Origin of the sequence: Catalinimonas alkaloidigena (genome assembly GCF_900100765.1) — a bacterium.
In the GTDB taxonomy this organism is placed as follows: Bacteria; Bacteroidota; Bacteroidia; order Cytophagales; family Flexibacteraceae; genus Mooreia; species Mooreia alkaloidigena.
Genome location: NZ_FNFO01000010.1, coordinates 269,759 through 285,271 on the forward strand (window position 1 = coordinate 269,759; position 15,513 = coordinate 285,271).

Below are 15,513 nucleotides of genomic sequence, written 5' to 3' on the forward strand. Positions count from 1 at the left end.
AAGCGCGGATTTACAAACGGGGCCGGGCAGCCTTAAGCGCCGGTTTCGCCGAATTTGACCCATTTCTCGTGGCTGCTGCCGGCGTACACCACCGTCTCGATAAACTGCATGCCGCGCACGCCGTCGTCTACCGTCGGAAAATCCAGGTTGTGTTCGGTCGGTTCCTGGCCGTTCATCCGGGCGCGGACGGTGGCGGCGAAGTTACGGTAGATGTTGGCAAACGCTTCGAGGTAGCCTTCGGGGTGGCCGGCGGGGATGCGCGCCGCGGCCTTGGCAGCGGCGGTCGTGTAGCCCAGGTTGGTACGGTACAACTGGGTGGGCTTGTCGAGCCACTTGGCAATGAGCGTGTTGGGCTCCATCTGGAACCACTCCAGCCCGCCTTTTTCGCCATATACGCGAATGCGCAGGGCATTCTCTTCTCCGGCGGCAATCTGGCTGGCGAACAGAACGCCGCGCGCGCCGTTTTCGTAGCGCAACAGTACGCTGCCGTCGTCGTCGAGCGGACGGCCTTCTACAAAAATGTGCAGGTCGGCACACATCTCGACGATCTTCAGGCCAGTGATGAATTCGGCCAGGTTTTCGGCGTGGGTGCCGATGTCGCCCATGCCCCCCGCAATGCCCGACTGCTTAGGATCGGTCCGCCAGGCGGCCTGCTTGTTATTGCCTACTTCGAGGCGTTGGGCCAGCCAGCCCTGCGGGTATTCCACGATGATTTTCCGCACCTTCCCGATCTCACCGTTTTTGACCATGTCGCGCGCCTGCTTCACCATTGGATAGCCGGTGTAGTTGTGCGTCAACGCAAAGGTGAGGCCCGTCTCCTTCACCAGCCGTTGCAGGTCCAGCGCCTCTTCCATATTGAAACACAGGGGCTTGTCGCACACGACGTGAAACCCCGCTTCCAGGGCCGCTTTGGCGGGACCGTAGTGGACGTGGTTGGGCGTTACGATCGACACAAAGTCCATCCGTTCGCCTTCGGGCAGTTGCCGTTCACGCTCGATCATCTCCTGATAGGTACCATACACCCGATCGGCCGGCAGGTAAAGCGCTTCTCCTGACTTCTTTGATTTCTCGGGATTGCTACTGAAAGCACCGCAAACCAGTTCGATTTCACCATCGATGGTGGCTGCAATGCGGTGTACGCCCCCGATGAAAGCGCCGATTCCTCCGCCGACCATCCCCATCCTGAGTTTTCGATTCGTCATATAGTTGTCTAGTTCGTAGGTTTAAAAAAATCTGATTGTGTCATTGTGACAAGTTCCGCGGATGGTATAAGTTGCGGAACCCTGAGAATTTCTCTAGCACGCGTAATTTTACAAAGGATATGCTTTCTCTGCGAGTTTAGAATTTTTTTCGGAAACAGGCCCGTTATTTCGTTTTTCGGTTAGTTTTCCGTTCTTTTAAATGCGTTTAACCACTTTTCCGTACCTGCTTACCAACACGAATACTCTTCTATGAACACCTCCACCACCGCGATCAACCGCGAGCGACTTTTCATCGCCAGTTGTTTCGCTCTGATTACCACCTCGATGGCCTTCGGGATTCGCGCCGGGGTTTTGACGCAACTGGGTGAAGCCTTCAACCTGCCCGATACGCAGCTGGGATACATCAACCAGATGGCGTTTCTGGGTTTCCCGATTGCCATGATCATCGGCGGCCCGCTCTACAACGTGATCGGTCCCAAGCGCATCGTTTGGGTGGCCTTTTTCACGCACCTGCTGGGGCTTATCATGACCATCTTCGCGACGGGTTTCTGGACGCTTTTCATCTCGACCTTCTTCGTGGGTTTCGGGAACGGTACGGTCGAAGCGGCCTGTAACCCCATGATCGCCGATATGTACGACGAAGGCAAAACGGCCAAACTGAACCGGTTCCACATGTGGTTCCCGGGCGGGATTGTGATCGGAGCGCTCGTTTCCGAATTTATGACCGGAGCCGGATTGGGCTGGCAACTGCAGATGGCCATCATCCTGCTGCCGACCATCGCCTACGGATTCCTGTTCTTCAACCAGGCCTTTCCGGAAAGCAAAGCCGAAGGCGCTCTGTCGTCGGGCGATAACCTGAAGGCCATGGCCACGCCGCTGTACCTGTTCATTGCCGCCTGCATGTGTCTGACTGCCATTTCCGAATTTGGTCCGCAACAGTGGATCGAGCGCCTGCTGGGCAGTAGCGGTGGTGCGCCGCCCATGGTGATTCTGGCGCTGGTAACGGGCCTGATGGCCACGGGGCGTTATTTCGCCGGCCCGATTGTGCACCGCATCAACCCGACGGGTGTGTTGCTGGCCTCTGCGGTCGTGGCTGCCATCGGCATTTTCATGATGAGCATCGCTACCGGAGCCCTGGTCTATGTAGCCGCCATTTTGTTCGCCCTCGGCGTGTGTTACTTCTGGCCGACCATGATCGGCTTTGTAGCAGAGTACATTCCACGGGCCGGGGCGTTCGGCATGTCGATCATCGGCGGCATCGGGATGTTCTCCACTTCGATTTTCCAACCCATCATCGGAGGATGGATCGACAGCCACCGGTCAGATGCGCTGGCCCAGGGGCTTTCGCCCGAAGCGGCGCAACTCGCCGCCGGACAGGCGACGCTGGCCAACATGGCCATTTTCCCCTGCATTTTGATCGTGGCGTTTGCCGGATTGTTCTTCTTCATGCGCAACAAGCACCACGTCAACGTGCCGGAAGCCGAGATCCTGGAGCAACCCCAGCGGTAAGCGTCCCACACGTTAACTACCCTTTTGCGAAGTACCTCTTTTCCAGGGGTACTTCTTTTTTTGCGTATCTTTTGCCGCCCGTTTCGGGTGCGGATCGTGAGGTTACCTCACCTGCTGGCGTGCGTTCTTACAACCTCTCACCTTAGTTTCACAACCTTGAAGTACACTCTCCTGCCTTGCTGGCGGATACTTTTTTTCCTGGCTGCGCTGTCGGTGACGGCGGCTCGGGCACAGTCGCCGTTGGTGCCTGAACCGACTGAACTCATTTTTTCGGCCGTGCAGGGCACCTCGACCCGCGAAACGGTCGTGCTGGTCAATACATTGAAGAAAACCGTGCGACTTCGCAACCTTTCCGTCGACGGGACCAACGCAGCGGCATTTCAGTTGATGACGGACCTTCCGGCATCGTTGAAAGGAGGCGACTCGCTGCAAATTTCCGTGGTCTTCAGTCCGTCCGATACCACGCTGGGGCTACGCACCGCGCGGCTGCACTTGCAGGACCGGAAACAAACGCTTCTGCAGTTGCCCCTGCGCGGTCTGGCGACCAAAGGGCTGGAAGGCAACCGCGAACCTTCGCTGGCCGAAGTGGTCAAAACGCTGGGCTACCCCATTGAAGTGGGGTGGAGCGGTCTGAACAACCACACACGGCCCCAACGGCAAGGCGCTGAAATCGCGCCCAGCCTCTTCCGCCGGGCCGGAGCGGGGCCGGTGGTGATGCATCCGGTGGCCCGCTACTCACCCGATTTCGAGCTGGCGTTCGGCTACTACACCTCGAACCGCGATGCCGTGGCGCTGCACGAAGTGGGCGTACTGGCCGCCCAGGACGAACGCCCCGAGCACCAGATTCTGCTGCCGGCGCTGGCGCGAGGCGCGATGCAATTCGACGTGGGTACGGCCCCCTTTGGTTTTTACACCACCAGCCCGACCCACACGGCCTACTCGGAAGATTACCTGAATGCCCTGCGCCACCCCGACCACGTATCGCACGCGGTACGCACCTACCCCCTGCCCGACAGCGCGCATGCGTATCTGGTGTGCTTTGAGGAAGCGCAAAACGGCGATTATCAGGATTATGTGTTTGTGGTTTCGAACGTAGAACCAGTGCAGGACTTTGTGACGCTGCTCGACGGAAAAGACCTGAAATCGTGGGAAATTTATGTACCGGGCACTGAGAAGAAAGCGGCGGATCGCCACGTTTTTCAACCGGAAGACAGCGCGTTGCACGTATCGGGCGAGCGGTTTGGCTACATCATTACGCGGGAGAGTTACGACAACTTCCACCTGCGGCTGGAATTCAAATGGGGTGAACGGAAGTATCCGCCCCGGCAAAACGCCAAACGCGACAGCGGCATTCTCTACCACATTGCGCCCGACAGCGCCAACCGCATCTGGCCCAAGGGATTCGAGTGTCAGATTCAGGAAGGCGATGTCGGCGATTTCTGGATGGTGGGCGGCACCACGCTCGAGATCGATGGCCAGCGGACCCAACCCGGCAACTACGTGCGGGCGGTCAAGAAACGCGACGCCGAACAGGCCCACGGTACGTGGAACGTCGTCGAAGTAATTTCACGGAACGGAACACTGCTCCATCTGGTCAACGGGCAGAAAGTAGCCGAAGGTACCGGCGCCAGTGTCACCTCCGGGAAAATTCTGCTTCAGTCGGAAGGTGCCGAACTCTGGTTTCGTAACGTAATGCTTAAAAAATTATAAGGCTTGAAGAAAAGACTTGTTTTCCTCTGGATACTGGGGCTACTGGCCGCGTGCGTATCCGACGAAGAACCCGCCACGTTGACGTGGCTGCCTGAGCCGATTGCGGGCGATACGCTGGTGGTGCCGCTGCCGTTTCACCCGCCGAGTACGCACGTGACGCTCCATCCGTCGGGACTTTACGAGATTGTTAGTTTCGATACCTTGATGGGCGACTGTGGCTTGCAGGGGCGGTCGGCCGCGTGTGCGCGCCTGTTTTACCGCTTTCCCCGTTTTATTGACCCGATGGGGCAGGCGCTTCGGCAATCGCTGAACCAGACGGTGACCCGCTACCTGTACAACGGCACGCGCGAAACGACCTTCGGCAACTACACCCCCGCTCCTCCGGCGCAGTTCGCCAACGATGCCTCGTACCAATGGCGCATCCGCAAAGAAGTGCGCGTAATTCGGCGCGACAGCATCGTGAGCCTGCAATTGGAATCGTTCGAGTACACCGGCGGGGCGCACAGCATCCACGACCTCACGTACCTGAATTTTGACGCAGCAAGCGGCACACCCCTGACGCTCAACGTGCTTTTGTCGGAAGAAGGACGCGAACAACTGCGCGACCTGGCCGAAAACCGCTTTCGTCAGAAATACGGCATCGACCCGGGGCAATCCTTGCAGGAGGCGGGCTATTGGTTTGAAGAAGACCGCTTTTACCTGCCCGACAACTTTTTTCCCGGCAAAGACAGCCTTCTGTTTCATTACCGTCTGTACGAAGTGGCCCCCTACACGCTGGGCGAGCCTTCGGTCGCGTTTTCGCGTCAGGAAGTTGCCCAACTCAGCCAGGGCCCGCTCAGCTGGTAAGCTTATTTGATTTTGGCACGAGTCGCGCCATAGCCGAACTTCTCCTTCTGGGCATCCTGATACCACTCCACATGCGGCTCCTGGCTCAAACGCCGGTGGATTTCCTGACGCAATACGCCATTGCCCACGCCGTGGATAAACGTTACTTCGTCGAGGCCCGCCGCGACGGCACGGTCCAGCGCCCGCTGAAACGTCGCCAGTTGCAACTCCAGCTTTTCAGCACGATTCAGGCGCGCGTGGTCTTTCGTAATCTGCTCGACGTGCAGATCGATAACGGCCGACGACTCGCCACGACGGCTTTTTTCACCGGCCGCCGTTTCTCGTCCCTGGTTCGTGGCCAGTTGCTCGCGAATCACGTTCAGATCTACTTCTGAGGTGGGTTCGCTGGGTGCCACCGCCTTCGACAGCTCATCGTCGATTTGAAATAAGTAGGCTTCTTTGTTCAGCAATGGGGCGGATTTCTTCTGCTTGAAGAACGATGACGCCCGAAAGCGAAACCGGCGCAAGAGCGGCGTGCGCAGTTCGTCGGGGCCGTTCCGGTGCGACAGTACCTGAAACACATAAGCCGGCCACTGCTCGAAATCGGCAGTCGATACCTGTTCGGACTGCAACGTGGTTCGGGGTTTCAGGAGTGTACTCAACAGGCCCTGGTACTGGTTGTTCCGCTCCCGCCCTAACGTCACGAGCATGTCGAGGTCGGTATTGTTGATCAGGTGGATAGTCAACGCTCGGTCGTTCAGCGGTACAAATGCTAGAAACAGTCCCCGGATGGCCGTTTGCGAAGCTGTAGCGGTGGTTGCTTTCGTCTTTTCCGTGGTTTTGCCCGGTGCGATCACCTCCGACTTTTCGCGCCGGAAAACCCGCTCTTCGTCCGTCGCGACGACAACCAGCTCGGTGCGTAGCACCGGAATGGGGAAATCGCCATCGATCGTCACTTCTACAACTTTATCGTCCACAAAGCGTGTGACCACGCCTTCTTCGGTACCCCGCAGCAGACGAACTTTATCTCCAATGTTCATGATCGTTCGAAAAAATGGTGGCGCCAAAAGTAACGAATGCCGCCCTCAGTCGCCGACCTTCTGCCCCAAAGGCTCCGGCGCAAGCCTACGACGCCCGGCGGAATTGGTGCACACCATTGGAGATCTGGTATAACTTTTCTATGTTTAGAAACCAGTTTTCACCTCTACCTCGATCCAACTTGAAAAATACGTTACGCTACCCTTTGGTGATTCCTCATGAATTCGGCTGATCAATCCAAGACTTCCCGTCCTGTTTCAGCCGCTATCTCTGCCCGTTCTACCGCATTTGCTTCCCTTCCCGATCCTCCAGTGCGACAGCACAATCGGTGGTTCTACGGCCTTTCGTTAGCGATTGGCCTCCTGCTGCTGGGTACCCTTGGTTACTTTTTCCTGATCAACCCGGTCAGCCGTACCGAGCTGTTCGACCAATACTACGACCCTTATCCCAACATCGTCGCGACACACAACGACGACAGCCTTGCTCAGGCGCTGCAGTGGTACACCGACCAGCAATATCCGAAAGCCGTTACTTACCTGAAGCAAATGGTGAAGCGGGCCCCCGAAAACGATACGCTTCAGTTTTATCTGGGAAGCACGTACCTGGCGGCCGGTCAGTTGAGTAAAGCCTCGGATACGTTTCAGGCGGCACTCCTCACGTCGGGTAGCGAGTTTGTCGACCCCATGCGCTGGTATTTGGCGCTGGCGTACCTGGGGCAGGAGCAGTGGCCGGAAGCACAGCGCACCCTCGAAAGCCTGACACAGTACAACAATTTGTACAGCAAGCAGGCCAAGGAACTTCTCGACGCTCTTTAGCGCGATTTACTTGCTGGCCTGAGGCCGATCGGGGCCTTCGACCGGCGGCGGATTCTCATCTTCGTCCTGCAACTTTTCGCGGAAACCGCGCGGCAACAGTTCGTGGAATTTGTTGAAGCTCTGCGTATGCAGGAAGCTAAAGCCCTGGGTGGTTCCGTTCGAAAAAGTAGAGTTGACGCCTGACGTCAGGAGGTTCTGGTTGGTGCGGCTGAACATTTTCAGGCGCAGTTTATTGTCGGCGGTCAACGAATATTCGACCGTGATGTCGCCGATGACGTTGAGGGTGGTCGCCTGGTTGGCACTGTTGGTAAACGAGCCGTCGCGCGTAAAGCGCAGCCTGCCGCCCAGTGCGGTATACGAAAGCCGTAACTGCAACGTGTTTAAGGCTTCCTCGTCGAAGCCGTTCAGGTCGATGTCGACTTCCAGATTATCGTCGATCTGCGAAAAGTAATAGCTTACCTGATTGGACAACAGTTCACTGATGCTGCTGACCGTACCGGTCTGAAAATCGATGCCGCCCACCACGTTGGAAGTCGGCAGAAGGCTGCGCATCACCAACAGCCCAAACACCTGCCGGTTCAGTTCCTGTTCGTTGTGCTTCGTCAGTGCCTCGAATTCCAGCACCAGCCGGCTCAGACTCGACGGGTACGAGTTCTCGGGGAAATCGATGCCCAGTTTGATCTGCGGGTTTAGCAATACGCCCTGCAACACCAGCTGCACATCGACGGGGTAGCGGCGGTTGATGGCAGGCAGGTCGCTTTCGGCGCGTCCGTTGGCCAGGGGCTGGAACGAAGCCACCTGCTCGTAGATCGCCTGAATGTTCATGATGCCCTGCAACGGATCGCCGTTCCAGGTAATGGTCCCCCCCGGTTCGACCACAAACTCCTTGTTGATCAGGTTCAGCATCGTGAAGTTGTAGCGCCCACGTGTAATGGTGTACTGCCCAAAGATGCTGAAATCGCCACCCCGGTCCAGCACCATGCTGATCCGCCCCTCGCCGTTGGCACGGATGATGTCGCCCGCCCGCCGGTCGAAGATGATTTCGCCATACGCTTCCGGCGTCACGTCGATGTTGAAGTTGAGGCTGAGGGCGTCGGTGTCGAGGTTGGAGAGCTGGATGGTATCGCTCGGCCCACCGTTCACCAGCGAATCGACGTTGATGAAATTGATGTAGTCTGATTGCGCCACTTCGTTTTCGTCCTCAACCGGAATGAACAGCTTTGTGTCCCGCTCGGTACGGACGTCGCCCCGGATCACAATGTCGCTAAAAGGCCCAAAGATTTCCATCGACCCGGTTACGTTCACTACGCCGTAATACAGTTTGTTGTCACGGTAGGTGGTATTCAACACCTGGAAGTTGTTGAGTTCGCCCTGCAGGCTCACCACAAAATCGCGAAAGCCGTCGTGAAACAGTCCGCCGCGTGTGAGGCGCGCGCGGTTGCCGTTTTCGTCGAGTAACTCCAGGTTGCTGACCCCAATCTGGTTCTCGCTGAAGTACACTTTGTCTTCGAACCGGTACGTGGTGTTCAGGTAATCGATGCGGAACCTGCCGCCGGTCACGTCGAGGTTGCCCAGCACCAAAGGTGAAGAAAGCATGCCCAGGATGCGTACCGAGCCGCTGGCCATGCCCGCCACGTTGCTAATGTCGGGAATGATGGTCTCCAGAAACGCCAGCCGCGCCCCTTCCAGACGTGCCGTCAGGTTCAGTTGGTTTTCTTCGTCTTCAGGCTTGTAAAATCCGGCCAGCCGTACCACGCGTTCGTTGTCGCGATCGATGTTCAGGTTGACATTCAGGCGTTGAGAAACGTCGTCCCAGGCCGATTCGCCGTAGACCTGCCCGACCATAAAATCCTCGAACATAAAGTTGCGCAACTGCACATTCCCCTGTAGCTCCTGGCTCTCCAGCACTCCGGACAGCGAAGCGTAGGCATTCAGCGTACCGCCAAACTTCCGGTTGACGACCGAATTCAGATTGGCCAGATCGAATTCGCGAACCACGACCAGCAGCGAATCGGACCGATCGCGCGAAATGAGTCCCCGGAAGCCCACCTGTTGTCCATCCTGCGCAATGGTCAGGTCGCGCACGTAAATGGAATCCTGCTGCCAGATGGTGATCAGGTTGTCGGGATTGATCTCCCAGCGATGGTCGATGATCTGGAAATGCGACGGCTGAAAGTGGAGTTCGGAGCGGTTGTCGCGGAACGTCATGGTACCGTTCAGATCGACCAGGTTGGTGCTGTTTTCCTGTTCCAGGCCCGTCCGGAACTCAATCTGCTTCTGGCTCCACGTGCCATCGAACAGAAAATTCTCCGTAGCGGCAATGCCGTGGATTTCCTGCCGCCGCGAGGTTGCAAAAATCGAAGCCAGTACGTCGCTGCTGTCCGCAATTTTGGAACTGGTAACGTCCAGGTCTGTCTCGAAGATGTAGTTGTCGTTGTAGACGAGCGTATCGAACGTCGTGTTGAGCGTGAAGACTGACGTGTTGCCGTTGAAGAAGTTCCCTTCCACGCGTGTGGCGGGCGATAGGTAAAAATTAGGGACAAACAGGCGGGTAATGGGGTTCACGTCTTTCAGCAACAGACCGTACTCCATGCTGTATTCGGGCAAGATCTCCTTTTTCTTCTGCTGATAGTACCGCTCTGTCAGCGCCGCATCATTCTGAAAAATCAGACCGTATTCGCGGGTGAGGCGTTGTAAATCTTTCACCACTTGTTCGATCTCAAAATCGCCGGCGAAATCGGCATCCACCAGGTCCGAAACCACGGAAAGTCGCTGTAGCCCCGGCTCCGGGTGCAACGACGTCACGTGGAGCGAGTCCAGCGTCAGCACGCGGTCCTGATATACCAGTTGCACATTGCGCAGAAATCCATCGCCTTGCATGTCGTTCAGGCGCAGGCCTTCAAAATCCAACTCCACGTCCGACTGCACCAGCGTCACGCCCTTCACCAATCCGAGTTGGTCCAGATTCAGGGTATCGATCCGCGCACTGATGTCCACCCGCCCGACGCGGTCGCGCAAATCGATCAGCCCGGCGGCCGTAAACTCCAGGTTGGGGTCTGCAATGCGCAGGTCGCCCCGGAACTGCTCCCGGCTCAGTTGCGCATCGACGGCAATGTTGCGGTAGTTGTACCCGTTGATGCCTAGGCGACTGATGGTGGCATTCAGGCTATCGTTGGCGTTTTCGAGCAGAAACCCGGTGCCCTCGATCCAGCCCGACATGTCGAGTTTTTGAAGTAAGCGTGGCACGTTGTAGAGCGTACCGATGTCCAGCCCGAACGTAGCCAGCTCGCCGCGGTAGTACGATTCCGCCGGATCTTCGTTGATTTTCAGGTTAAGGTCCGACTGAATATCGCCCAGGCCGGTGTTGAAAAAACCGTCGGCTACAAAGTCGTTGGGAAAACCCAGAAAACTCCCGTTAAACCGGATGGTGCCGAAACGCGCCACGTAGGCATATGCTTTGGGATTCGGAATGTACTGCCGGATGTCGGCGGCATCGACCTGCGCTCCCGAAAGATTCAGTTCAATAAACGTCTCTTCGATGGCAGGCAGGCCCATCATGGTCATCGACCCAAACAGATAGCTCTTGTCGCCGAAGTAAAAGTTCATGTCCTGAATCCGGAACCGATCCACGGTACCGCTGAACTTTCCGCGCACCATGACCCGCTCCTGAAAGCGCGCGACGGCCGGGGCAAAAAGCGCCAGGTCGTGGGCATACACAATGGTGTTTTCCAGATTAGCGTCGATGTTTACCTTGGGCACGAAATCGCTGAGGTCGGCCACCGAATCGTAGGTAAACCGCAGCGTATCCCCCAGATAACTGTCGCCGATGCGAGCGTTCAGGCCCAGAAAATCCATGCTCTGACTACAATAGCGGAAGAAGGATTTGAGTTGGTGCACCGGTACCCCGGCGTTACTCTCGAACGTCTGTAATTCATCCACCTGCATCTCGACCGTATCGCGCGCGATGCGGAAATCCGCTACCTCGGCCCGGATGCTGTCGTACTGCATGTGATAATAGTTGAACCCTTCGGGGAAGCTGTCGCGCGAGCGATCGGCATACAACAGGCGCGAATGGTTCAGGTGTACCTGCCCCACTTGAAAAACCACACTTTTCCCCGACGTGGTGTCGTTCGGATTCCGCGTCAGGTTGTTGATGGCCGCCACAAACCCGTTGATGTTCAGGCGCTCAGTCTCCCGGTCGATCACCAGCTGCACATCGGCCCCATCGATGGTTACTTCGTCGACGAAGATTCTGCCCGACTGAATCAGGGTACGCAGGTCGAAGTCGGCTTTCAGGTCTTCCACGTAAATCATGGGGGCTTGGGAAGAGTCGCGGATGCTGACCTGTTCGAGCACTACGGTATCGAACCAACGGATGCTGACGTAGCCCACGTGCAGCGGATAGCCTAGTTGTTGGGAAAGGTACTGGGTGGCCCAGCCGGCCAATCGGGTCTGGACGTAAGGAAGTTGCAGGAGGGCGAGCACCAGCAGCACGAAGATGCACACACCGGCTAAGGCCGACGTGACCCATCGCCCGAACCGGTTCTTCCGTCGGGGGTGCTGTTCCTGCGTTTCCTCTGCGTGTGCCAAAAAATCCTAGCTAGTTACGTCTGCCAGCCGATCTGTACAATTTTTTTACCAAAGTGATCGATCCCGCGTAATTTTACCGTTGTATTCCCACCAACTTGTCGTGTTCCGTTATGCATCTGCCTGACCGACAGGCAACTTTTCATTCGTTATGCCCTCCTCTCCTACTCTTTTGGCGATAGAGTCGTCTTGCGACGAAACCAGTGCAGCCGTACTGCAGGGCGGTGTCCTGCTCTCGAATGTGGTGGCAACGCAGGAAATCCATCAACAATACGGGGGGGTGGTCCCCGAACTTGCCTCACGTGCCCACCAGCAGCACATTGTGCCGGTGGTTCACGAAGCGCTGCAGCGGGCAAAAGTACCCAAAAACGCCCTGGATGCCATTGCTTTTACGCAGGGACCCGGTTTGCTGGGCGCATTGCTGGTAGGAGCTTCGTTTGCTAAATCCATGGCCCAGGGACTGCAAATCCCGGTGGTGGCGGTCCATCACATGCGTGCACACATCCTGGCCCACTTCCTGGAGACGCCGCATCCGCCGTTCCCTTTTCTCTGCCTGACGGTGAGCGGGGGGCATACCCAGCTGGTGCAGGTCAACAGCCCGCTCGACATGCACATTCTGGGCGAAACGCTCGACGATGCCGTCGGCGAGGCCTTCGACAAAGCTGCCAAAATGCTTGGCCTGCCGTACCCCGGCGGACCGCTGATCGACCGGCATGCTCAAACGGGAAATCCGCAGGCATTTGCCTTCACTATAACGGAAATGCCCGAATTGAATTATTCGTTCAGTGGCGTGAAGACCAACATCCTGTATTTCTTACAGGCCCAGCGGCGACACGACCCCGATTTCGTCGAGCACCACCTCGCCGACCTGTGCGCCAGCATCCAGTATACGCTGGTGGAAACGCTTCTGGTCAAGCTTCGGAAGGCGGCCGCGCAGACAGGCATTCGCCACATTACTATTGCGGGGGGCGTCTCGGCCAACTCCGGACTGCGACAGGCGCTCACGGCAGAGGCCCGTCAGCACGACTGGCACGTTTACATTCCGAAGATGGAATATTGCACGGATAATGCCGCCATGATCGCCATGGCCGCCCACTTCCAGTACCAGGCCGGGCAAGTCGGCGATCTGGCCGTCAGTCCTCAACCACGCCTCCCGTTTTAATAAGGTTTTCGCGCCGGAACCTGCACCGCAAGTGGCGTGTTCGACGTGTACATTGCACATCACCCGGAATGCCGTATCTTTACCTAACTTGTTTTAACCACGTTAGCTGATGAAAAAATTTTCGTTTTTACTGTTCCTGATGAGCCTCTCCTGTGCGCTGGCAGCACAAGGGGTGCTTACGTTCAAAAGCGAAGAGTACAACTTCGGGCAGGTGAAAGAAGGCGATCTGGCCGATCACGAATTTGTGTTTACCAACACCGGTAACCAGCCCATCGTGATCAGTTCGGTGCGCGCTTCCTGCGGCTGCACAACGCCCTACTGGACCAAAGATCCGATTTTGCCCGGCAAAGAAGGCAAGATCAAAGCGTCTTACAACAGCAAGGGACGCCCGGGAAACTTCATGAAGACCATCACCGTTACGTCGAACGCCTCGGAGCCGAACAAGGTGCTGCGCATTCAGGGATCGGTGGTGGACCACCCTGCCTACACTCCGGAACAACTGGCGCAGTCGCCGACCATCACGGTCGAAGCGGCCACGTTACACCTGGGCAAACTGGAAGTCGGCCAGCATGGTACCAAAACCTTCGCGATCCGCAATACGGGCAAAAGCCCGCTGGTCATTAAAGGGCATACCAGTACCTGCAACTGCGTAGAACTGGACGTACCGAAACTGCAACTGGCACCGGGCGAGGAAACGCAGGCACGCCTGACGTACGTGCCCCCTGCGCGGCAGGAGGACCGTCTGATGATCCGCACCAACGATTTGAATACCCCTGAGTTGTCCGTAACTTTACAGGCCGATCTGGTAGAAAGCCTTTCCTCCCAAGGATTGTTGCGCGAAAACAAAGCGGCAGTTCCGTTTAAATAAAGAAATTCGATCCCCCATCACCCCCAACCGCTTCTTGCTAATCAGAAGCGGTTTTTTTGATCAATACCAAACAAACTGATTGTAGTACTATGATTATTGGCGTCCCCAAGGAAATTAAAAACAACGAAAACCGCGTGGCCCTTACCCCGGCCGGCGTGGCCGAACTGGCGAAATACAACCACACGATCTATGTGCAGGCAGAAGCCGGGGCCGGTAGCGGTTTTCCCGACGAGGCGTACGTAGCGGCGGGTGCGCGCATTCTGCCCGACATCGAATCGGTCTACGAAAAGGCGGAGATGATTGTCAAAGTAAAAGAACCTATCGAATCCGAATACAAGCTGATTCGGCAACATCAATTGGTGTTTACGTACTTCCACTTTGCTTCGTCGCAGTCGCTTACGCAGGCCATGCTCGAAAGCAAGGCCGTGTGCCTGGCTTACGAAACCGTCGAGAAAGCGGACCGCTCTCTGCCACTGCTCGTGCCCATGTCGGAGGTTGCCGGCCGGATGGCAGTGCAGGAAGGCGCCAAGTACCTGGAGAAACCGCAACAGGGCCGGGGCATTCTGCTGGGCGGCGTGCCGGGCGTGAAGCCAGCCAACGTGCTGGTGTTAGGCGGCGGCATTGTCGGCACGCAAGCGGCCAAGATGGCGGCCGGACTGGGGGCGAACGTGACCCTGATGGACATCAGCCTGCCGCGCCTGCGTTACCTGGCCGACATCATGCCGGCCAACGTCACGACCATGATGTCGAACGAGTACAACATCCGCGACCAGATTCGTTATGCGGACCTGATCGTCGGAGCGGTACTGATTCCGGGTGCTAAAGCGCCGCATCTGGTTACGCGCGATATGCTGAAAGACATGAAGCCTGGCACAGTACTGGTCGACGTGGCGGTGGACCAGGGCGGCTGCATCGAGACATGCCAGCCGACGACACACGAAAATCCGACGTACGTCATCGACCACGTTGTGCACTACTGTGTGGCCAATATGCCAGGTGCGGTGCCTTACACGTCGACCCTGGCCCTGACGAATGCTACTTTGCCTTACACGCTTCAATTGGCCAACAAAGGCTGGGTACGCGCCTGCCAGGAAAACGAAGAGTTGAAAAAGGGCCTGAACGTGGTGCATGGGCAAGTGGTCTACCAGGGCGTCGCCGAAGCCTTCGACCTGCCGTTCTATCCTGTTAAGGACATCATGGCCACTCAGGTAACCGCCTGATGGGTTCGATTAACACACAAAAAAAGGCCGTTCTGAGAACGGCCTTTTTTTGTGTATGATAATTCTTTTGCTTAAACCGGATGAACGAATCGCCCGAAACCGTAGTACATCACGACGGTCACAATGGCGGCCCAGAAAATGGCACTCACCAGCATATAGCCGACAATTTTTCCTTTAGGGGCACCGAACGAGGCGGCAAGAATGGTTCCGATAATCGGGCTGAATAGCACCGGGGTGAGAAAGGCCACGCCCTGTACGCCCCAACGTGTCCAGATGGTCACAATGCGCCGGTTGCGCGGCGTGAAAAGCTTTTTGCGTTTGCGCTGAGGAAAATATTGCGTCCACAGTTTGCGAAGGCGCTCGCCCAGAAGGGAGAACATGACGACGCTCGTCATCATGCCCAGAACGGTAAACACCAGCGTTTCTCCGAGCGTGAGCCCGGTAGCCAATCCGGTGGTGGGGCCGGCAATGAACTTGACCATGCTGGTCAGGTAAACAGAAACGTATTTTACTAACTCGGATATCATGGCTGCATAGGAGGAAAATGTCTCTACCAACGGCTCTAACGCCTTTCTAT

The 15,513-nt window shown here is 56.9% G+C and carries 11 protein-coding genes; 7 read left to right on the forward strand and 4 right to left on the reverse strand.

What is annotated here, in order from left to right:
• Positions 1-32 precede the first annotated feature (32 nt).
• A complete protein-coding gene (locus tag BLR44_RS22375) occupies positions 33-1,202 on the reverse strand; it encodes a Gfo/Idh/MocA family protein (RefSeq protein ID WP_245706147.1) in 1,170 nt (389 codons plus the stop codon).
• A 249-nt stretch (positions 1,203-1,451) separates the two neighbouring features.
• Here BLR44_RS22375 and BLR44_RS22380 point away from each other — a divergent pair, with 249 nt between their 5' ends.
• The 3 genes from BLR44_RS22380 to BLR44_RS22390 all read left to right on the forward strand — a co-directional run bounded on the left by BLR44_RS22380 (position 1,452) and on the right by BLR44_RS22390 (position 5,267).
• The gene (locus BLR44_RS22380; RefSeq protein WP_089686317.1) at positions 1,452-2,711 is read left to right on the forward strand and encodes an MFS transporter; all 1,260 of its coding nucleotides are present in this window, start codon (positions 1,452-1,454) and stop codon (positions 2,709-2,711) included.
• A gap of 156 nt (positions 2,712-2,867) precedes the next feature.
• Complete coding sequence (locus tag BLR44_RS22385) at positions 2,868-4,421, forward strand: 3-keto-alpha-glucoside-1,2-lyase-like domain-containing protein (protein ID WP_089686319.1); 1,554 nt, start codon at positions 2,868-2,870, stop codon at positions 4,419-4,421.
• A gap of 3 nt (positions 4,422-4,424) precedes the next feature.
• Complete coding sequence (locus tag BLR44_RS22390) at positions 4,425-5,267, forward strand: DUF3298 and DUF4163 domain-containing protein (RefSeq protein ID WP_089686321.1); 843 nt, start codon at positions 4,425-4,427, stop codon at positions 5,265-5,267.
• Between the two features lie 2 nt (positions 5,268-5,269).
• Here the strand turns inward: BLR44_RS22390 and BLR44_RS22395 are convergent, their stop codons facing one another.
• Positions 5,270-6,286, reverse strand: a complete 1,017-nt coding sequence (locus tag BLR44_RS22395) for a Smr/MutS family protein (RefSeq protein WP_089686323.1) — start codon at positions 6,284-6,286, stop codon at positions 5,270-5,272.
• Positions 6,287-6,595: 309 nt separating this feature from the next.
• Here BLR44_RS22395 and BLR44_RS22400 point away from each other — a divergent pair, with 309 nt between their 5' ends.
• Positions 6,596-7,099 (forward strand): tetratricopeptide repeat protein, encoded by a 504-nt coding sequence (locus BLR44_RS22400; RefSeq protein WP_176956165.1) that lies wholly within the window; start codon positions 6,596-6,598, stop codon positions 7,097-7,099.
• A gap of 6 nt (positions 7,100-7,105) precedes the next feature.
• Here BLR44_RS22400 and BLR44_RS22405 read toward each other — a convergent pair whose 3' ends face one another.
• Positions 7,106-11,689: a translocation/assembly module TamB domain-containing protein gene (locus BLR44_RS22405; protein ID WP_089686328.1), complete on the reverse strand. Its 4,584-nt coding sequence runs from the start codon at positions 11,687-11,689 to the stop codon at positions 7,106-7,108.
• 148 nt (positions 11,690-11,837) lie between these two features.
• Here BLR44_RS22405 and tsaD point away from each other — a divergent pair, with 148 nt between their 5' ends.
• From tsaD to ald, 3 genes are all read left to right on the forward strand, one after another.
• A complete protein-coding gene (tsaD, locus tag BLR44_RS22410; RefSeq protein WP_089686330.1) occupies positions 11,838-12,848 on the forward strand; it encodes a tRNA (adenosine(37)-N6)-threonylcarbamoyltransferase complex transferase subunit TsaD in 1,011 nt (336 codons plus the stop codon).
• Between the two features lie 109 nt (positions 12,849-12,957).
• Entirely contained in the window at positions 12,958-13,716 is a 759-nt protein-coding gene (locus tag BLR44_RS28945) for a DUF1573 domain-containing protein (protein ID WP_176956166.1), read from the forward strand.
• An 89-nt stretch (positions 13,717-13,805) separates the two neighbouring features.
• Positions 13,806-14,936 carry an alanine dehydrogenase gene (gene ald / locus BLR44_RS22420; RefSeq protein WP_089686332.1) on the forward strand — a complete coding sequence of 377 codons (1,131 nt, stop codon included), beginning with the start codon at positions 13,806-13,808 and terminating at the stop codon, positions 14,934-14,936.
• A gap of 71 nt (positions 14,937-15,007) precedes the next feature.
• On the opposite strand, the gene BLR44_RS22425 is transcribed toward ald, so the two are convergent.
• On the reverse strand, positions 15,008-15,463 hold the full coding sequence (locus BLR44_RS22425) for a hypothetical protein (protein ID WP_089686334.1): 456 nt from the start codon (positions 15,461-15,463) through the stop codon (positions 15,008-15,010).
• Between the last annotated feature and the right edge of the window lie 50 nt (positions 15,464-15,513).

What these genes read in the sequence shown, in the direction of transcription:
- BLR44_RS22375 (WP_245706147.1), bottom strand. Translation starts at nt 1,202, where the DNA reads ATGACGAATCGAAAACTCAGGATGGGGATGGTCGGCGGAGGAATCGGC.
- BLR44_RS22380 (WP_089686317.1), top strand. Translation starts at nt 1,452, where the DNA reads ATGAACACCTCCACCACCGCGATCAACCGCGAGCGACTTTTCATCGCC.
- BLR44_RS22395 (WP_089686323.1), bottom strand. Translation starts at nt 6,286, where the DNA reads ATGAACATTGGAGATAAAGTTCGTCTGCTGCGGGGTACCGAAGAAGGC.
- tsaD (WP_089686330.1), top strand. Translation starts at nt 11,838, where the DNA reads ATGCCCTCCTCTCCTACTCTTTTGGCGATAGAGTCGTCTTGCGACGAA.
- BLR44_RS28945 (WP_176956166.1), top strand. Translation starts at nt 12,958, where the DNA reads ATGAAAAAATTTTCGTTTTTACTGTTCCTGATGAGCCTCTCCTGTGCG.
- ald (WP_089686332.1), top strand. Translation starts at nt 13,806, where the DNA reads ATGATTATTGGCGTCCCCAAGGAAATTAAAAACAACGAAAACCGCGTG.
- BLR44_RS22425 (WP_089686334.1), bottom strand. Translation starts at nt 15,463, where the DNA reads ATGATATCCGAGTTAGTAAAATACGTTTCTGTTTACCTGACCAGCATG.